This is a genomic window from Symbiopectobacterium purcellii (assembly GCF_052050035.1).
Lineage (GTDB): Bacteria > Pseudomonadota > Gammaproteobacteria > Enterobacterales > Enterobacteriaceae > Symbiopectobacterium > Symbiopectobacterium purcellii_A.
In genome coordinates this window covers 3626305-3645905 of record NZ_CP189882.1, presented here as the reverse complement: position 1 = coordinate 3645905, position 19601 = coordinate 3626305, and the positions used below count along the sequence as shown (strand labels likewise).

Below are 19601 nucleotides of genomic sequence, written 5' to 3'. Positions count from 1 at the left end.
TCTGCTACCCTTTTTTTACCGGAGTTTGCTATGTCTATAGATTGGAACTGGGGTATTTTTTTACAAGCCGCCCCATTCGGTAATACCACTTATCTTGGGTGGATTTGGTCTGGGTTACAGGTCACTGTGGCTTTGTCCATTTGCGCCTGGATCATTGCATTCGTTGTCGGCTCTGTTTTCGGCATTTTGCGCACCGTACCCAACCGGTTTCTGTCAGGTCTCGGCACCTGCTATGTGGAAATGTTCCGTAACGTTCCGCTTATCGTCCAATTTTTTGCCTGGTATCTGGTGGTTCCCGAATTACTGCCGCAAAATATCGGCATGTGGTTTAAAGCGGAGCTGGATCCCAACATTCAGTTTTTCTTCTCCTCCATGGTCTGCTTGGGTCTGTTTACCGCGGCTCGCGTCTGCGAGCAGGTTCGCGCAGGTATCCAATCACTGCCGCGCGGTCAGAAAGCCGCTGCACTTGCCATGGGGCTGACGCTGCCGCAGACCTACCGTTACGTTCTGCTGCCCAATGCGTATCGTATTATCGTACCGCCCCTGACGTCTGAAATGCTCAACATGGTGAAAAACTCAGCCATCGCCTCGACTATCGGGCTGGTAGACATGGCGGCACAGGCGAACAAGTTGCTGGATTACTCTGCGCACGCCTATGAGTCGTTTACCGCCATCACGCTGGCGTATGTCGCGATTAACGCCATTATCATGCTGATTATGCAAGTGGTTGAGAAAAAGACCCGTTTGCCCGGCAATATGGGGAGTAAATAATGTACGAATTTGACTGGAGCTCAATTGCGCCAAGCATGCCCTACCTGCTGCAAGGGCTAGTGGTCACACTGAAAATCACGGTGATTGCCGTGGTGTTTGGCATCCTGTGGGGAACCATTCTGGCGGTAATGAGGCTGTCACCTATCGCCCCGATTCGCTGGTTTGCCAAAGGCTATGTCAACATCTTCCGTTCCATCCCGTTGGTGATGGTATTGCTGTGGTTCTACCTTGTGGTTCCTAGCTTATTACAAAATGTGCTTGGGCTATCACCAAAAACGGATATTCGTCTGATCTCCGCTATGGTAGCCTTTTCGCTGTTTGAAGCCGCCTACTACTCTGAAATTATCCGTGCGGGCATACTCAGCATTTCACGCGGACAATCATCCGCTGCGTTGGCGCTCGGCATGACACAGTGGCAATCCATGAAGCTGGTGATCCTGCCGCAGGCGTTTCGCGCCATGGTCCCATTGCTCCTGACGCAAGGGATCGTTCTGTTTCAGGACACCTCGATGGTGTACGTCCTGAGCCTGGCTGACTTCTTCCGCACCGCGTCAACCATTGGCGAGCGTGACGGAACCCAGGTGGAAATGGTGCTGTTTGCCGGGTTGGTTTATTTCGTTATCAGCATTAGCGCATCAATGCTGGTCAGTTACCTGAAAAGAAGGACTGTTCGATGATTACTCTAAAAAACGTTTCCAAATGGTATGGTCACTTTCAGGTGCTCTCCGATTGTTCAACAGAAGTGAAGAAAGGTGAAGTGGTCGTGGTATGTGGGCCATCAGGCTCGGGGAAATCCACGTTGATCAAAACCGTTAACGTCCTTGAACCCGTGCAGCAAGGTCAGATTTACGTTAACGGCATCTCGGTTAACGACAAGAAAACCAATCTGGCGCAATTGCGTTCCAAAGTGGGCATGGTGTTTCAACATTTTGAACTGTTTCCCCACCTTTCCATCATTGAGAACCTGACGTTGGCGCAGGTGAAAGTGCTTAAGCGTGACAAAGAGGCCGCGCGTGAAAAGGCCACCAAGTTGCTCAATCGCGTGGGGTTGTCCGCGCACGCTAACAAGTTTCCCGGCCAGCTTTCCGGCGGGCAGCAGCAGCGTGTCGCCATTGCGCGCGCACTCTGCATGGATCCGGTAGCCATGCTGTTTGATGAACCGACTTCTGCGCTCGATCCGGAAATGATCAACGAAGTACTGGATGTCATGGTTGAGTTGGCGCACGAAGGCATGACGATGATGGTCGTTACCCACGAAATGGGCTTTGCGCGCAAAGTAGCACACCGCGTCATCTTCATGGATGAAGGCAAGATAGTGGAAGATACGCCAAAAGACGAGTTCTTTAACAATCCTAAATCCGATCGTGCCAAAGATTTTCTGGCGAAGATCCTGCACTAAACCATCATCCAGCATCGCGACATCAGGCGCTGCGTCTCTCGTTCCCGCGCAAGCGGGAACGTACTTCTCTTAAGCTACCCCGTCAGGGCTGAAAAGGTTGACGCTGAAACTGATCGTGCTCGCACTTCGGGCAACGAGGCAGCACTTCCGGCGTATAAAATGCCACATGGTGATGGCAGTTTTCGCACACCAAATTTCCCAATCCGACCACTTCACCACTGTGGTAAACGCCGTGATGGCTGACATCTTTAAACAGCGCTTGCCATTCCAGCTGGGTTTTATCCGTGATATCCACCAACTCTTGCCACAGACTCTCCTTGATGACACGCAGAAACACGCTATCGGATAAATCCTCTTCCTAGCTGTCCGTGTAACGCTGAGCAAATTCAGCCAAATCGCGCTCTACGGACTGAATAATGTCTTCGCGTTCGCGGTGGGTGAGGTCTTCGCTGTCGTGCAAGCTCTCTCTGGCGTGTTGAAGCATCTGCGTCAGATCGCGTTCACCGGCGCTTAAACGCGTCATGATGGAAGACATCAGCGCACGATAATGCCGAGCTTTCTTGTTCATGGTGCCTATATGAACGCATCCCGTTTGCAAAGCATTCGTGGTGTTGACATTGACGGTAGGTTGCAGCTCTATATTCGGCCTTGTTGCAGCCGCTGCTGCGGGCATCGATGAGATTCGCTGACTCACACCTCATTCTACTGGCGAGCTTTGTAGTGGTTGAATAATCAGGACACTAAACTTACATCCAAAACGGAGGTGTTTAGTGAACCATAAACGACAATTTACCCCTGAGTTTAAAAAGGAAGCCGTTGCCCTGGTAACAGAGCAGGGCTATACGATAGCCAGGGCAGCAGCATCGCTGGGCATAAGCAACAAAACCCTGCATACATGGGTCTCGCTGGCACGCGAGCAGAGCAACGGCGTACTCAGCGATGATGAACGTGCAGAGTTAAAACGGTTACAAAAGGAAAACAAAGAGTTACGTACAGAGAAGGAGATACTAAAAAAGGCGAGTGCCTTCTTCGCGAAACATATGTGGTGAGATACCGGTTCATTCTCGACAATGCCACTGACTTCAGCGTTCGTACACTCTGTCGGGTCATGCGTGTGACGGCCTCTGCCTGGTATGCATGGCGAAAAAAGCCCGCCGAACCGCTGCAAAAAGACGTGGAGGTCCGGGTCAGGTTAAAGGCGCTGTTCGCCGCCAGCAGACAGGGAGCAGTAAGCCGGACGCTGGTCAAAAGTCTTCGTGGAGAAGGCATCATAATCAGCCGCTGGCGGGTGAGGAAACTCATGCAGGAAGAGGGGCTGGTCTGCCGACAGCGCCGGACTTATAAGGTCACGACAAAACCCCGCCCGGGTGCAGAGGTGACCCCAAACCTGCTGAACCAGAATTTTAACCCGCCGGGGCCAAATCAGGTGTGGGCGAGTGACATCACGTATCTGAAGACCGGTGAAGGCTGGCTGTATCTGGCGGCTATTATGGATTTGTACTCCCGGCAGATAGTGGGCTGGCAGGTGGACAGACGGATGACCTCATCGCTGGTCTGCGTGGCCCTGATGAAGGCATATAACCTGCGAACTCCCCCGCCGGGCCTGGTGGTGCATACGGACAGTGGGGCGCAGTACACGGGACAACGCTTTCAGGCGCTGCTGAGCAGCTACAGGCTGAGGAGCAGTATGGGAGACGTGGGTGCCTGCTGGGATAATGCGGTGATGGAGCGCTTCTGGGGCAGTTTGAAACATGAATGGTTGCTGCTGGTACCCCAGCCAACACGGGCTTACATGGAGCAGGATGTGGCGACGTATATCCGCTACTACAACCTACACAGGCATCATGCCGCTAACGGGGATCTGTCTCCGGTGCGTTATGAACAAATGGCTGAGAAAAAAGTGTCCTGATTTACTTGACCAGTGCACTTTAAGCTCAACACCCCATTCAGGTTTAGTGAGTCACGGTCTTACCTGTCGTTGTCATCACTACGGCTGCCCTAGCAACCTTTCAGCATTCACCCTTCTATTAAAAGAGTTAATGTTTTGCCAGTATCTGTCGTTCAGAACGGCCTGACACTGACGTGTTTTTTGTCGTAAGTTCGGCTATGTGCCACCAGGGCCCACACCGTGCGCGCTATCTTGTTAGCCATCCCCACCACCGCAACGCTGGTTGTCCGTCTTTTCAGCAGCTCCGTAACCCACGGGTTCGGCTCTTTCGCCAGCAGCGTCGCAGCACTGGCTCCGTGGATAAACAGCGTCCGCAGATAAGCAACGCCGCGTTTACTGATGCCCAGAAGCCTCACTTTGCCGCCGGTGCCTGTTTGCTTTGGCACCAAGCCGATGTAGGCTGCGAACTCCCGTCCTGATCGGAAGGCTCCCGCATCTCCCATGATGGTAACTGCTGCGGTGGCAACCAGTGGGCCAACACCTGGAATGTCCATAATCCGCCGACAGACCTCATTCTGTTTCGCCCAAGTGGCAAGCTGTTTTTCGATACCCTCTATCTGCATATCCAGGTCATTGAGGCGCCGATGCTGGTCTTCAAACTGGTAGATCAGGAACGGTGGCAGTTTTTCCTTAAGTCGCTCAAGCACCTCTGGCATCGCCTTGTCCAGTGACGCCCGGCCTTTACGCACAGTTTCGCCGAACTCCAACAGCAATACGTGCAGCGCGTTGATTTGCGCGGTGCGGAACTTCACTAACTGGCGGCGCATTTTGTGCAGCGACAGTACTGCCTGCTGTTCCTCAGTTTTGACGGCAACGGCTTTAGCTGGCTGCTGGACCGCCATCCAGATAGCACGGGCATCCATCACGTCATTTTTATTGCCCATCACGAAGGCCTTGACGAATTTGCCCTGGAGTAGTCTGACCTTATGCCCCAGTTTTTCCAGCTCCCGCGCCCAGTACTGGGAACCGCCGCAAGCTTCCATGCCAATCAGGCAAGGCTCCCGATTGCTGAAGTATTCCAGCAGCGCGTCGCGCTTTATCTGTTTATCGATGACTTCACCGGTATGTTCATTAATGAAGTGAACCTGCATCAGATGTTTTGCGATATCGACGCCAACAGGGGTATATTTCATGTCGTGGATCCTCCAGTTATCAGGGAGCTTTATGCATCCCGTGTTGGGCACAATGATGCCGGAAGTCTGCGAGGATCCACACCTTACCTGCCGAACCCTTCGCTGCTCTCAAATGTGTGGGATGCGTTCATCTCATTCTCCTGATTACGCGGATTGATTAACATTGACGGGGCAATGACGATACCTGTTTAGCTATCCCTCTCTATTTTAGACGGTTTTAAACACTATTCTTGCTCATCACTTCGCTTTGCCCCACTTTTTACCAACTTTGCGGCTTGCATCCGTATACCCTGAATAATTCGAGTTGCAGCAAGGCGGCAAGGGAAAGACAAATTTGTCTGGAACCAATTTGAACAGCGCCTGCGCTGGCCCGTAGGGTGAACCTCAGGGATGAGTTTCATTCATCCTGAATCGCCTACTCAGGTAAGTGATTCGAGTGACAAATCTGCCGGGAGCAGATTTGAATGCCGCGTGCGGCCGCCTCGTAAGCGGTGAGGCCCAAGGATGGGCTGAATAACGCGTGTAGCCAACGCACCTGCAACGTGAAGTATGACGGGTATAAATCGGCGCTTAGGGTGCAGAGACGGTTGTTGCCAGCGCTGCTTATCAGCTATGCTATGCGGATCATTATGATGAATCGGAATACGCTACGGGTGTAGCGCTTCTTTACTCAATAGGACCCCTGGCTGCCATGCAAGAGCAATACCGCCCAGAAGAGATAGAAACTCGCGTCCAGCTTCACTGGCAAGAAAACAAAACGTTTAAAGTGACCGAAGAGCCCGGCAAGGAAAAGTACTACTGCCTTTCCATGCTCCCCTACCCTTCTGGCCGCCTACACATGGGGCACGTACGTAATTACACCATCGGTGACGTTATTTCCCGCTACCAACGTATGTTGGGGAAAAACGTCCTGCAACCGATCGGGTGGGACGCTTTCGGCTTGCCGGCGGAAGGCGCTGCGGTAAAAAACAACACCGCACCGGCCCCCTGGACCTATGCCAACATTGATTACATGAAAAACCAGTTGAAGCTGTTGGGCTTTGGCTATGACTGGGATCGTGAAGTCGCCACCTGCAAACCCGATTACTACCGCTGGGAACAGTGGTTCTTCACCAAGCTGTATGAAAAAGGTTTGGTCTACAAAAAGACCTCAGCGGTGAACTGGTGCCCGAACGATCAGACGGTGCTGGCCAACGAACAGGTTATCGATGGCTGCTGCTGGCGCTGTGACAGCAAAGTAGAGCGCAAAGAGATCCCGCAGTGGTTTATAAAAATCACCGATTACGCCGATCAGTTGCTCAACGATCTGGACACGCTGGAAAGCTGGCCGGAGCAGATCAAAACCATGCAGCGCAACTGGATTGGCCGCTCTGAAGGGGTGGAAATCACCTTTGACGTGGCAGACAGCGCTGACAAGTTGACCGTCTACACCACGCGTCCGGATACCTTTATCGGTGCCACCTATGTCGCTGTAGCTGCGGCACATCCGCTAGCGCTGCGCGCCGCCGCCACTAACCCGGCGTTGACCGCGTTTATCGATGAATGCCGCAACACCAAAGTTGCCGAAGCAGATATGGCGACCATGGAGAAAAAGGGCATGGCAACAGGCCTGTTCGTGGTGCATCCACTGACCGGCGACAAACTGCCCGTGTGGGCAGCCAACTTCGTGCTGATGGATTACGGCACTAGCGCGGTGATGGCCGTTCCGGGCCACGACCAACGCGACTGGGAATTTGCCACAAAATATCAGTTAACGATCAAACCCGTTATCCTGAACCTGGACGGCAGCGAACCCGATATCTCAGCACAAGCCATGACCGAGAAAGGCGCCCTGTTCAACTCAGGCGAATTCAGCGGTCTGGATCACGAGGCGGGCTTTAACGCCATTGCTGACAAGCTGGTCGCACTCGGCGTTGGCGCACGCAAAGTCAACTATCGCCTACGCGATTGGGGTGTTTCCCGTCAGCGTTACTGGGGTGCACCGATCCCGATGGTGACGTTGGAAGATGGCACTGTTATCCCGACACCCGAAGATCAACTGCCGGTGATTCTGCCGGAAGACGTGGTGATGGATGGCATTACCAGCCCCATCAAGGCCGAACCCTACTGGGCGAAAACCACCGTCAACGGTCAGCCTGCGCTGCGTGAAACAGATACCTTCGATACCTTTATGGAATCCTCCTGGTACTACGCGCGTTACACCTGCCCACAATACGATCAGGGTATGCTCGATCCGGCGGCGGCCAACTACTGGCTGCCGGTCGATCAATATGTAGGCGGCATCGAACACGCCATCATGCACCTGATGTATTTCCGTTTCTTCCACAAGCTGATGCGTGATGCTGGTCTTGTCACCTCCGATGAACCCGCCAAGCGTTTGTTGTGTCAGGGTATGGTGCTGGCTGATGCCTTCTATTACACCGGCAACAACGGCGAACGTATCTGGGTATCACCGTCTGACGTCAACGTGGAACGCGATGACAAAGGGCGCATCCTGAAAGCCTTCGATGCAGAAGGTCGCGAAATGGTGTATGCCGGGATGAGCAAGATGTCGAAATCGAAGAACAACGGTATCGACCCGCAGGTGATGGTAGAGAAATACGGTGCCGACACCGTGCGTCTGTTCATGATGTTCGCCTCTCCGGCAGAAATGACGCTGGAATGGCAGGAATCAGGCGTTGAAGGGGCTAACCGCTTTCTCAAACGCGTGTGGAAACAGGTGTACGACCACACGGAGAAAGGCGCTACCCATGCGCTGGATGTGACCTCGCTGACGGAAGGCCAAAAAGCACTGCGTCGCGATCTGCATAAAACCATCGCTAAAGTCACCGATGATATTGGTCGCCGCCAGACGTTCAACACGGCTATCGCCGCCGTGATGGAACTGATGAACAAGCTGGCCAAAGCGCCGCAACAGAGCGAGCAGGATCGCGCGCTGACCCAGGAAGCACTGTTGGCCGTGGTGCGCATGCTGTATCCGTTCACACCGCACGCCTGCTTCACGCTGTGGCAGGCGCTGGGCGGCAATGGCGATATCGACACGGCTCCGTGGCCTATCGCCGATGAAGAAGCCATGGTGGAAGACTCCAAGCTGGTCGTGGTGCAAGTGAACGGCAAGGTGCGCGGTAGAATTACCGTTGCCGCCGATGCCACGCAAGAGCAGGTTCAGGCACGTGCCGCACAGAAACATCTGGTGGCAAAATACCTGGAAGGCGTTACAGTACGTAAAGTCATTTACGTTCCGGGCAAACTGCTTAACCTGGTTGTCGGTTAAGCCAAGGAGGCACTATGCGACATCGTTTATTCACGTTGTTGCTGGGGTTGGCGGTGTTGGTCACCGCCGGCTGCGGTTTTCATCTGCGTGGCACCACACAACTGCCGAGCGAATTGAAGGTATTAACGCTGACCAGTAACGATCCCTTTGGTCCGTTGACCCGAGCCATTCGCGATCAGTTGCGTGCCAGTGATGTACGAATCGAAGAAAACGCTGCGCGTCAGGATATCGCGTCCCTGCGTATTCTCGACGCCACGGAAACCAGAGACACTGTCTCTATTTTCCAGGATGGGACCACCGCAGAGTATCAGTTGGTACTGACCGTTCATGCGCAGCTACTGCTGCCGGGTGAGGATATTTATCCACTCTCGGTCACGGTGTTCCGCACCTTCTTTGATAACCCGCTCGCCGCGTTGGCAAAAGACGCCGAGCAGGACATTATACGTAAGGAGATGCGCCGTCAGGCTGCCGAGCAGTTAGTGCGTAAACTTGTGACCATCAATGGCAGTGATGAGGTGAAAAAACGTCAGCAACGTGCCGCCGCCATTAGCGCTAACAACGGGCGTTCATGATCCGTATCTATCCGGAACAGCTTGCCGCGCAGCTCAATGAAGGGCTGCGCGCTTGCTATCTGCTGTTTGGCAACGACCCACTGTTGTTGCAGGAAAGTCTGGATACGCTGCGCCATCGCGCGCGTGAGCAGGGCTTCACCGAGCATTTCAGCTTCACACTCGATCAAAGCACCGATTGGGATGCTATTTTCAGCGTTTGTCAGGCACTCAGCCTGTTCGCTTCTCGGCAGAGCCTGTTGCTGCAACTGCCGGAAAACGGCCCCAACGCGGCCATGGCAGAAAATCTGGTCAAATTGGCTGGGCTGCTGCATCAGGACGCCTTGCCTATTCTACGCGGCAGCAAACTTACCAAAGCGCAAGAAAACAGCGCCTGGTATAAATCTCTGTCACAAAACGGCGTAATCATCAACTGTTTAACACCAGAACAGGCGCAATTACCGCGCTGGGTGGCGCAACGCGCCAAGCAATGCAAACTGCAACTGGATGATGCCGCCACGCAACTGCTGTGTTACTGCTATGAAGGCAATCTTCTGGCGTTGATGCAGGCGCTGGAACGTCTGTCACTGCTCTATCCTGACGGCAAGCTCACGCTGCCACGGGTTGAGCAGGCGGTAAACGATGCCGCACATTTCACGCCGTTTCACTGGCTGGATGCCGTGCTGGCAGGTAAAAGCAAACGCGCCTGGCATGTGTTGCAACAGTTACAAGCAGAAGACAGCGAACCCGTGATTCTGCTACGCACACTGCAACGTGAATTGACGCTGTTGGTAACCTTACAACGCAACATGGCGACGACACCGTTACGCACCCTGTTTGATCAGCATAAGGTGTGGCAAAATCGACGTACTCTGCTCACTCAGGCACTTCAACGGCTCAATGGACGCCAGTTGCAACAGGCTATGCACCTGCTGACGCGATTGGAACTGACGCTCAAACAGGATTATGGCCAATCCATCTGGCCAGAAATGCAAACGCTGACACTGTTATTGTGCGGCAAAGCGCTTGCGCCGGGAATGGTCAACGCCGATGACTAGCGCAACACCCGCTAAATTGATCGCCTATTTCGGCGGCACTTTTGACCCGATTCATTATGGCCATGTACGCCCAGTCACCGCGTTGGCGGATGAAATAGGCGTAACGCGCATCACGCTGATGCCCAATAACGTACCGCCCCATCGCGAACAACCAGAAGCCACCGCGCAACAGCGAAAACGCATGGTGGAACTCGCCATCGCCGAGACGCCGTTATTCAGCGTGGATGACCGTGAATTGCAGCGTGTGACACCGTCCTACACTATCGATACGCTGGAAACGCTCCGTGGCGAAATGGGCGATGACCAGCCGTTAGCGTTTATCATCGGACAGGATTCGCTGCTCACCTTGCACACCTGGCATCGTGGGCGCGATCTGCTCAACGTCTGTCATCTGCTAGTCTGCGCCCGCCCTGGTTACCGCACCACGCTGGACACGCCAGAGCAGCATGCGTGGCTGGAAGCGCACAGCGCTGGACATGCAGCCGCCCTCCACGCGCAACCGCACGGATTGATCTATCTGGCGCATACGCCGCTGGTCACCGTTTCTGCCACCGATATTCGCCAGCGCCGCCAAAAGGGTGAACCCTGTGACGACTTGGTTCCACCTGCAGTGCTGCATTTTATGGATGCTCACGACTTATACCGTTAACCCGCTTCTCACGTACCACTCTTTCACCGGGCATGCTATACTCCGCCGCTGATTTTTCAATCCAGTAAAAAACCGTAAAACGCATTGTCTACGCCACCAAATGGGTCGTTAATACCCTGAAACACCAGCGGGGCGTCACGCATAAACACGCAATCTTTTTTATCCCGCCGGAGCACATTTCTCCGGATGAACCGCCAGGCAGGAGGAACCTTTGCAAGGCCAAGCACTCCAAAATTTTGTTATTGATAAAATAGATGATTTAAAAGGCCAGGATATCGTTGCGCTGAACGTGCGTGGCAAATACAGCATTACCGACTGAATGATTATCTGCACCGGGACATCCAGCCGTCACGTCTCTTCTATCGCCGACCATGTGGTACAAGCCTCGCGCGCCGCTGGGATGATCCCGCTGGGAGTGGAAGGGCAGCAAAGTGCAGACTGGGTGCAGACAGGTTTTTCAGATTATCTGCGGCGTTTTCCCAAAGATATGCCCTTAGAGCTCACGGAGATCCCTGCCGGTAAACGGGGGAAGAATGCGGATATCAAACGCATTCTCGAGCGAGAAGGTGAACTGATGCTGGCAGCAGTGGGCAAAGGTAACCATATTGTGACGTTGGATATTCCCGGTACACCGTGGGAAACCCCGCAGCTTGCCAGCCAGTTGGAACGCTGGAAGCAGGACGGGCGCGACGTCAGCCTGCTGATTGGCGGCCCAGAAGGGCTGGCCCCCGCGTGCAAAGCGGCAGCGGAGCAAAGCTGGTCGCTGTCACCGTTAACGCTGCCGCACCCGCTGGTGCGCGTATTGGTGGCCGAGAGCCTGTATCGGGCGTGGAGCATCACCACCAATCACCCTTACCATAGAGAGTAAGACTGTACGATGAAACACACGAAATAGTTGCCGGATGAAAACAGAACATAAACCCTTTCGTGATTATTCGGCGGAATCAGCCCTTTTCGTACGTCGTGCTTTAGTGGCGTTCATCGGCATTTTGCTGCTTTCCGGCGTGCTGGTGACCAATCTGTACCATTTACAAGTGGTGCGCGTTGATGACTACCGCACACGTTCAAACGCAAACCGCATCAAACTGGTGCCCATCGCGCCCAGCCGCGGCATTATTTACGATCGCAACGGTATTCCACTGGCGCTCAACCGTATCATTTACCAGCTTGAACTGGTGCCAGACAAAGTTGATAACCTGCAAGATACGTTGGCTGCGCTGAAACCCATCGTCAATCTCACTGATGATGATCTGGAAAACTTCGAGAAAGAACGTAAACGCTCACGCCGCTTCACCTCCATTCCAGTCAAAACCGCCCTAAGCGACGTTGATGTTGCCCGTTTTGCCGTCAACCAGTACCGTTTTCCCGGTGTGGAAGTCAAAGGTTATCAACGCCGTTATTACCCGTATGGTTCAGCCCTCACCCATGTCCTCGGATACGTCTCAAAAATCAACGATAAATACGTAGAGCGACTGAGCAAAGAAGAAAAAATTGCCGATTACGCCGCCACGCGCGACATTGGCAAACTGGGTATTGAGCTCTATTACGAAGATATTTTGCACGGTAAACCCGGTTATGAAGAGGTGGAAGTCAATAACCGTGGACGTGTTATCCGTCAGTTACACGAGCAGCCACCGCAGGCAGGCCAGGACATCTACCTCACTATCGATCTCAACCTGCAAATCTACGTTGAAAAACTGCTGGAAGGCAGCCGGGCTGCGGTGGTGATTATCGATCCACGCGATGGTGGCCTGCGCGCACTGGTTTCCACGCCGAGTTACGATCCCAACCTGTTCGTTGATGGTATCTCGACCAAAGATTATCGCGCACTGCTTAATGATCCCAACAAGCCGCTGATCAACCGTGCCACGCAAGGGCTGTATCCTCCGGCTTCAACGGTGAAACCCTATATTGCCGCCTCTGCGTTAAGCGCCAATGTCATTACGCCCACCACCTCGCTGTTCGATCCCGGCTGGTGGCAGCTGCCGGGTTCAGAAAAACGGTTCCGCGACTGGAAAAAATGGGGCCATGGCCGCTTGAATGTGACCAAATCGCTGGAAGAATCTGCGGATACCTTCTTTTATCAGGTCGCTTATGACATGGGTATCGATCGCCTGGCTGAATGGATGAACAAGTTCGGCTACGGCGAATACACCGGTATCGACCTGGCGGAAGAGCGTTCCGGAAATATGCCCACGCGCGAATGGAAGCAAAAACGCTTCAAACGCCCTTGGTATCAAGGGGATACCATTCCGGTCGGCATCGGCCAAGGCTACTGGATTGCCACGCCGATTCAAATGGCGAAAGCACTGACGACGCTTATCAACGATGGCAACGTGAAAACCCCGCATTTGCTTTATATCGCGCGCAATAGCGGCGTCATTGTACCTTATCGTCAACAAGAAGCGTCGCGGCTTAGCGATGTGCGCGCCAGCTATTGGGAAATCGCCAAAGACGGGATGTACGGGGTTGCTAACCGTCAGAACGGTACTGCGCATAAATTTTTCGCCGATGCGCCGTATAAGATCGCGGCAAAAACCGGTACAGCGCAGGTATTTGGCCTGAAAGAAAATGAGACCTACAATGCACATAAAATCGCCGAACACCTGCGCGACCACAAACTGCTGACGGCATTTGCCCCCTATAACAATCCCAAGATTGCCATCTCAATCGTTTTGGAGAATGGCGGCGCTGGCCCTGCGATCAGCGCCTTGGTACGCCAAATGCTCGACCACATTATTCTGGGCGATAACAACACCGAATTGCCCGATGCGCCACCGAGCGCACCCGGTTCTGAAAGCGAGTAACCGCCGCCATGACTGAAAGCCAACAAAAAAGGTCGATCTGGACCAAGACTCATATCGACCTACCCTTCCTGCTCTGTATTCTGGTGCTGCTGGGGTACAGTTTATTCGTGATGTGGAGCGCCAGCGGCCAGGACATCGGCATGATGGAGCGTAAAGCGGCACAGATAGCCATTGGGCTTGCCGTGATGATCGTCATGGCGCAAATTCCGCCGCGCGTTTACGAAGGCTGGGCACCCTATCTCTATATCGTGTGTGTCATTCTGCTGATCATGGTGGATGTGTTCGGCCAGATCAGTAAGGGCGCACAGCGCTGGCTCGATCTTGGCTTTGTGCGTTTTCAGCCGTCAGAAATTGCCAAAATTGCCGTGCCGCTAATGGTGGCTCGTTTTATCAACCGTGATATGTGCCCACCGTCGCTGAAAAATACCGGGATTGCTCTGGTATTAATCTTTTTGCCGACCCTGCTGGTGGCGGCACAACCCGATCTGGGCACGTCGATTCTGGTCGCGGCATCCGGCCTGTTTGTGCTTTTTCTCGCGGGTATGAGCTGGCGGCTGATCGCCGTGGCGCTGGTGTTGCTTGCAGCGTTTATTCCCGTGCTCTGGTTCTTCCTGATGCACGATTACCAACGCGCCCGTGTGATGATGCTGCTCGATCCAGAAAGCGATCCGCTGGGTGCAGGCTACCATATTATTCAGTCCAAGATTGCTATCGGCTCCGGAGGCTTGTCGGGTAAAGGGTGGTTACAAGGCACCCAGTCACAGCTCGAATTTCTGCCAGAACGCCATACCGACTTTATTTTTGCCGTACTGGCAGAGGAGTTGGGATTGATTGGGGTGCTGATTCTGATCGCCATGTATCTGTTTGTCATCATGCGCGGCCTGGTCATTGCCGCCAATGCCCAGACCTCGTTTGGCCGAGTGATGGTCGGCGGCCTGATTCTCATTCTGTTTGTCTATGTTTTTGTTAACATCGGTATGGTGAGTGGCATATTGCCCGTGGTTGGGGTACCGCTCCCGCTTATCAGTTACGGCGGCTCGGCGTTGGTGGTGTTGATGGCAGGATTTGGCATCGTGATGTCAATCCACACGCACCGTAAGATGCTCTCGAAAAACTTATAAAATGAGGTAAACACATGCGTAAGGACTGGCTTTGGATCGGCATCGTCACCTTGATGCTTGCAGCCTGTACCACCACGGAAGCCCCGCGAGCACCGATCACGCCGACCACGGCTTATAACGGTCCGGTGGAAGAGATTGGCGGAGCCGAGCCGCGCTATGAGCCCTATAATCCGAGCACGTTGCAGGATTACACCATCAAGGGCAAAACCTACAAGGTTGTCCAGAATGCGCAGAACTTCTCCGAGGTCGGTCTGGCAACCTGGTATGGCGCTGAAGCCAACGGTAATCGTACCTCTATCGGCGAAATCTTCGATCCCAATGCCATTACCGCTGCGCACCCGACGCTGCCATTACCCAGCTATGTCCGCGTGACAAACCTGAGCAACGGCCGCCGTTTGGTGGTGCGCGTGAACGATCGCGGCCCGTATACTCCGGGCAGAATCATCGATCTGTCCAAGGCGGCTGGCGATCGCCTCAATATATCCAATAACACCAAAGTGAAAGTTGAAGCGATTGTGGTAGCGCCGGATGGCACGCTGTCCGGGCCAGGCACCATTGGGACCGCCGTTGCCAAACAGAGTTTCGCCTTGCCCGATCGCCCCAACCTCGGTGCCAGCGGATTGGGTACGCCGATGATGGAAACCAGCGCGCCGACAGCCATTGCCAGCAGGCCCGTCAACAACAGTGCTCTCAGCGAACACATTAACGGCGACATGCCCGCCAGCAGCACCAGTGCACGCCAAAGCGGGTTTTTGGGTGCCCCGACGGCCCTGCGTTCTGGCGTATTGGAAGATACCCATGCCGCTACGCCCACAACCAGCGAACCTGCAGCCACGACAGCGCTCCCACTTGCTGTGACCCCCGCAGCGACACCCCTTGGCAACAGTAACGGACGCTATCTGGTGCAAGTTGGGGCGTTGAGCGACCCACAGCGCGCGCAAACCTGGCTGAAGAGCCTGAGCGAACGTTTCCGCGTGACGGGGAAAGTGACGCCTAGCAACGGGTTGTATCGCGTTCAGCTTGGCCCTTTTCAAAACCGCCAACAGGCCACTGACCTTCAGCAACGTTTGGCAACAGAAGCGCAGCAGCACGCCTTTATCACAGCGGCAGACGCGCAATAATCCTCTCTCGCCACTGTCCGCCACCTGTTAACGTGCGAACATGGGGTTGTTACGCCATTCTGCTTTAGCAAAATCACGTAACGGAATGTCTGGTGCCGCGCTATAACGCATCTGCTATAGTACTGCTCGTTTTTAACTTCACTCAACGGATGTTGTAGTTCCAATCATGAATATTGTTATCACGTCTCGTTTCACCTTAGGTACAGCGCTGGGCACGCTGCTTGCCGTCAGCGTTGCCACAACGGCCCATGCGGAAGACGTCAATCTCAAGACGATGATCCCCGGCGTACCACAAATCGACGCCGAGTCGTACATCCTGATTGATTACAACTCTGACAAAGTGTTGGCGGAAATGAATGCCGATGCGCGCCGGGATCCCGCCAGCCTGACCAAAATGATGACCAGTTATGTTATCGGACAGGCACTGAAATCCGGCAAGATCACGCAGAATGACATCGTGACCGTCGGTAAAGACGCCTGGGCAACCGGCAACCCAACCTTTCAGGGATCGTCGCTGATGTTCCTGAAACCGGGCGATCGCGTACCGGTCTCACAACTCAGCCGTGGCATCATTCTGCAATCGGGTAATGATGCCTGCGTTGCGATGGCAGACTACGTGGCGGGTAGCCAGGGTGCCTTCGTTAGCCTGATGAATAACTATGTGAAAGCATTGGGTTTGCAGAACACCACGTTCCAGACCGTGCACGGCCTGGATGCGCCGGGGCAGCACAGCTCCGCGCGCGATATGGCGCTGATTGGTCAGGCACTGATTCGCGATGTGCCGGATGAGTACGCCATTTATAAAGAAAGAGAGTTCACCTTTAACAACATCAAGCAGACCAACCGTAATGGCCTGCTGTGGGACAGCAGCCTGGCCGTCGACGGCATCAAAACCGGCCACACCAATGCGGCAGGTTACAATCTGGTTGCCTCGGCCACTGAAGGTCAAATGCGTTTGATCTCAGTAGTGATGGGCGGACGCACCTTCAAAGGCCGCGAAACCGAGAGCAAAAAATTGCTCACCTGGGGTTTCCGTTTCTTTGAAACCGTTGCACCGCTGAAAGCGGGCAAAGAGTTTGCGTCTGAGCCCGTCTGGTTCGGTGACAGCGACAGAGTGTCCCTGAGCGTGGAAAAAGATGCCTACCTCACCATTCCGCGCGGCCGGATGAAAGATCTGAAAGCCAGCTACGTGCTCAATAACACGGAACTGCACGCACCGCTGAGCAAGAACCAGGTGGTCGGCACCATCAACTTCCAGTTGGATGGTAAAACCATTGAGCAGCGTCCGCTGGTCGTAATGAATGAAGTGAAAGAAGGGGGCATTTTTGGTCGCCTGTTTGACTACATTCGCCTGATACTCCATCGCTGGTTGGGCTAAGCCCTTGGGTTAGCCATTTTTGGCCCCATATTCAGAGATGATAACTCCCGCTGCGGCGGGAGTTATACTTTATGTTGAACCAAACGCTATCAAACAGCGACGATCAGCATGGGCACCGATCCATCTGGAGAACACATGAAAACCAAACTCAATGAACTGCTCGAATTTCCCTGCTCATTCACCTACCGGGTGATGGGACACGCGCAGCCAGAATTGGTAGACCGCGTTGTCGAAGTGGTGCAACGCCATGCGCCGGGCGACTATAGCCCACAGGTCAAACCGAGCAGCAAAGGTAATTACCATTCGGTTTCCATCACCATTACCGCCACGCACATTGAGCAAGTCGAGACGCTCTATGAAGAGCTGGGCGCTATCGATATCGTGCGCGTCGTGCTGTAAGGGCATGCCCCTGCCCGGCCGGATAATCGCGGGAAAATGTGTTTCAGTGCTGTTCGCTAGCGCTTACCGCGACTATAATCGGCTCCATTGTTTTCCTTAACCTGAAGATCACGATGTTGCTACAGGATAAGATCATCGTACGTCAGCTTGGCGTACAACCCTATGAGCCAGTCTCATTGGCGATGCATCAGTTTACCGATTCGCGTGACACACAGAGCGCTGATGAGCTTTGGTTGGTGCAGCACCCTCCCGTTTTTACTCAAGGCCAGGCAGGCAAGGCAGAGCATCTGCTCACTACAGGCGATATTCCGGTGATCCAAAGCGATCGCGGCGGTCAGGTGACCTATCATGGGCCGGGTCAGCAAGTGATGTATGTGCTGGTGGATTTAAAGCGCAGAAAAGTGGGTGTGCGAGAGCTGGTCACCGCAATTGAAAATACCGTGGTCGGTACGCTGGCTCAGTGCGGCATCGTCGCTCATGCCCGCGCCGATGCGCCAGGTGTGTATGTGCAAGAATCAAAAATCTGTTCACTCGGTCTGCGTATTCGCAAAGGCTGCTCTTTTCATGGACTGGCACTTAACATCAACATGGACCTGACGCCGTTCTTGCGCATTAACCCGTGCGGCTATGCGGGTATGGTGATGACACAGGTCAGCCAGCAAGCACCCGCTGTGACAGTGGCAGATGTAGCACCAGTATTGATAACCACCTTTATGCAACAGCTTGGTTACACGCAACAAGCGCCGCTGGTATGGGATTGGGCCACTCAGGGTGCGCCTACACCGCGCAATAGATTGGCGTGAGAAAGCGCCATTGGTTTTATGCCTATCGGCGCCAAATCACATTCCGTTTACATTATTTATGCATTTGTGCGACGTAAAGGCTGAATGTCAGACAGCAATGATGGTATAATTTTTTATAGTTTTTAAAAAAAAGTTTAATTGGAAACATAATCCATTGAATCATAGATTTTAAATCATGATTCAACCTGTGATTCAGAACTGGAACCTGGCTATCATGAGTAAACCGATTCAGATGGAACGCGGCGTTAAATACCGCGATGCAGACAAAATGGCACTCATCCCGGTACGCACCGTCGTCACTGAGCGGCAGGAGCTACTGCGTAAACCTGAATGGATGAAAATCAAGTTACCTGCCGATTCCAGCCGTATTCAGGGCATCAAGGAGGCCATGCGCAAAAACGGCCTGCATTCCGTCTGTGAAGAGGCCTCCTGCCCGAATCTGGCCGAATGTTTCAACCACCGCACGGCAACCTTTATGATTCTGGGTGCCATTTGTACCCGCCGTTGCCCGTTCTGCGACGTGGCACACGGCCGCCCGGTGACTCCCGATGCCAATGAGCCTGAGAAACTGGCGCAAACTATCCATGACATGGGGTTGCGCTACGTGGTTATCACCTCCGTTGACCGGGATGACCTGCGCGACGGCGGCGCACAGCACTTCGCTGACTGCATCGCCGCTATTCGCCGTAAAAATCCGCATATTCGCATTGAGACGCTGGTGCCCGACTTCCGCGGCCGTATGGATAAAGCGTTGGATATCCTGAACGTGACGCCGCCGGACGTGTTCAACCACAATCTGGAAAACGTACCGCGCCTCTACCGTCAGGTGCGTCCTGGTGCTAACTACGAGTGGTCATTGAAGCTGCTTGAGAACTTCAAAGCCATGCATCCTGAAATCCAGACCAAATCCGGCCTGATGGTTGGGCTGGGGGAAACAAACGCAGAGATCGTTGAAGTAATGCGTGACCTGCGCCGCCACGGCGTCACCATGTTGACGTTAGGGCAATATTTGCAGCCGAGCCGTCATCACCTGCCGGTGAAACGTTATGTGAGCCCGGAAGAGTTTGACGAGATGAAAGCCGAAGCGATGGCGATGGGCTTTACCCACGCAGCCTGCGGCCCGTTTGTGCGTTCGTCGTATCACGCCGATCTGCAAGCAAAAGGCATTGAGGTCAAGTAAGCGCCTCGCCCC

The 19601-nt window shown here is 53.9% G+C and carries 18 protein-coding genes and 1 pseudogene; 17 read left to right on the top strand and 2 right to left on the bottom strand.

The annotated features are described in order from the left end of the window. Positions 1-30: 30 nt before the first annotated feature. Genes ACQGXV_RS24900 through ACQGXV_RS24890 form a run of 3 tightly spaced genes read left to right on the top strand, consistent with a single transcriptional unit; the run spans position 31 to position 2170 of the window. Positions 31-771, top strand: a complete 741-nt coding sequence (locus ACQGXV_RS24900; protein WP_440863527.1) for an amino acid ABC transporter permease — start codon at positions 31-33, stop codon at positions 769-771. Beyond that, on the top strand, positions 771-1448 hold the full coding sequence (gene gltK, locus ACQGXV_RS24895) for a glutamate/aspartate ABC transporter permease GltK (RefSeq protein ID WP_440863526.1): 678 nt from the start codon (positions 771-773) through the stop codon (positions 1446-1448). Before ACQGXV_RS24900 ends, gltK begins: the two co-directional genes overlap by 1 nt. Next, a complete protein-coding gene (locus ACQGXV_RS24890; protein ID WP_440863525.1) occupies positions 1445-2170 on the top strand; it encodes an amino acid ABC transporter ATP-binding protein in 726 nt (241 codons plus the stop codon). Before gltK ends, ACQGXV_RS24890 begins: the two co-directional genes overlap by 4 nt. An 82-nt stretch (positions 2171-2252) precedes the next feature. Here the strand turns inward: ACQGXV_RS24890 and ACQGXV_RS24885 are convergent. Then, positions 2253-2738: pseudogene (locus ACQGXV_RS24885) on the bottom strand (zinc ribbon-containing protein). A gap of 202 nt (positions 2739-2940) precedes the next feature. On the opposite strand from ACQGXV_RS24885, the gene ACQGXV_RS24880 reads away from it, so the two are divergent. Both ACQGXV_RS24880 and ACQGXV_RS24875 read left to right on the top strand, forming a co-directional pair. Beyond that, positions 2941-3219, top strand: a complete 279-nt coding sequence (locus tag ACQGXV_RS24880; RefSeq protein ID WP_440863524.1) for a transposase — start codon at positions 2941-2943, stop codon at positions 3217-3219. Next, the gene (locus ACQGXV_RS24875; protein ID WP_440863523.1) at positions 3213-4079 is read left to right on the top strand and encodes an IS3 family transposase; all 867 of its coding nucleotides are present in this window, start codon (positions 3213-3215) and stop codon (positions 4077-4079) included. The genes ACQGXV_RS24880 and ACQGXV_RS24875 overlap by 7 nt, the downstream gene beginning before the upstream one ends. 152 nt (positions 4080-4231) lie before the next feature. Here ACQGXV_RS24875 and ACQGXV_RS24870 read toward each other — a convergent pair whose 3' ends face one another. Continuing rightward, the gene (locus ACQGXV_RS24870) at positions 4232-5251 is read right to left on the bottom strand and encodes an IS110 family transposase (RefSeq protein ID WP_440863522.1); all 1020 of its coding nucleotides are present in this window, start codon (positions 5249-5251) and stop codon (positions 4232-4234) included. A 691-nt stretch (positions 5252-5942) separates the two neighbouring features. On the opposite strand from ACQGXV_RS24870, the gene leuS reads away from it, so the two are divergent. From leuS to lipA, 12 genes are all read left to right on the top strand, one after another. Next, on the top strand, positions 5943-8525 hold the full coding sequence (leuS, locus tag ACQGXV_RS24865) for a leucine--tRNA ligase (RefSeq protein ID WP_440863521.1): 2583 nt from the start codon (positions 5943-5945) through the stop codon (positions 8523-8525). Between the two features lie 14 nt (positions 8526-8539). After that, positions 8540-9097 (top strand): LPS assembly lipoprotein LptE, encoded by a 558-nt coding sequence (lptE, locus tag ACQGXV_RS24860; RefSeq protein ID WP_440863520.1) that lies wholly within the window; start codon positions 8540-8542, stop codon positions 9095-9097. Further along, positions 9094-10131, top strand: coding sequence for a DNA polymerase III subunit delta (holA, locus tag ACQGXV_RS24855; protein WP_440863519.1), 1038 nt, complete (start codon positions 9094-9096; stop codon positions 10129-10131). Before lptE ends, holA begins: the two co-directional genes overlap by 4 nt. Then, a complete protein-coding gene (gene nadD, locus ACQGXV_RS24850) occupies positions 10124-10780 on the top strand; it encodes a nicotinate-nucleotide adenylyltransferase (protein ID WP_440863518.1) in 657 nt (218 codons plus the stop codon). Before holA ends, nadD begins: the two co-directional genes overlap by 8 nt. Before the next feature lie 319 nt (positions 10781-11099). Beyond that, positions 11100-11648 carry a 23S rRNA (pseudouridine(1915)-N(3))-methyltransferase RlmH gene (gene rlmH, locus ACQGXV_RS24845; protein ID WP_440863517.1) on the top strand — a complete coding sequence of 183 codons (549 nt, stop codon included), beginning with the start codon at positions 11100-11102 and terminating at the stop codon, positions 11646-11648. Between the two features lie 34 nt (positions 11649-11682). After that, a complete protein-coding gene (gene mrdA, locus ACQGXV_RS24840; protein WP_440863516.1) occupies positions 11683-13587 on the top strand; it encodes a peptidoglycan DD-transpeptidase MrdA in 1905 nt (634 codons plus the stop codon). Between the two features lie 8 nt (positions 13588-13595). Beyond that, entirely contained in the window at positions 13596-14708 is a 1113-nt protein-coding gene (mrdB, locus tag ACQGXV_RS24835) for a peptidoglycan glycosyltransferase MrdB (protein WP_440863515.1), read from the top strand. A gap of 14 nt (positions 14709-14722) precedes the next feature. Further along, complete coding sequence (gene rlpA / locus ACQGXV_RS24830; protein ID WP_440863514.1) at positions 14723-15829, top strand: endolytic peptidoglycan transglycosylase RlpA; 1107 nt, start codon at positions 14723-14725, stop codon at positions 15827-15829. Between the two features lie 166 nt (positions 15830-15995). Then, positions 15996-17207: a D-alanyl-D-alanine carboxypeptidase DacA gene (gene dacA, locus ACQGXV_RS24825; protein ID WP_440863513.1), complete on the top strand. Its 1212-nt coding sequence runs from the start codon at positions 15996-15998 to the stop codon at positions 17205-17207. Between the two features lie 135 nt (positions 17208-17342). After that, positions 17343-17606 (top strand): DUF493 family protein YbeD, encoded by a 264-nt coding sequence (ybeD, locus tag ACQGXV_RS24820; RefSeq protein WP_252319101.1) that lies wholly within the window; start codon positions 17343-17345, stop codon positions 17604-17606. 107 nt (positions 17607-17713) lie between these two features. Next, positions 17714-18409, top strand: a complete 696-nt coding sequence (gene lipB / locus ACQGXV_RS24815) for a lipoyl(octanoyl) transferase LipB (RefSeq protein ID WP_440867599.1) — start codon at positions 17714-17716, stop codon at positions 18407-18409. 214 nt (positions 18410-18623) lie between these two features. Beyond that, entirely contained in the window at positions 18624-19589 is a 966-nt protein-coding gene (gene lipA / locus ACQGXV_RS24810) for a lipoyl synthase (RefSeq protein WP_440867598.1), read from the top strand. Positions 19590-19601: the final 12 nt, after the last annotated feature.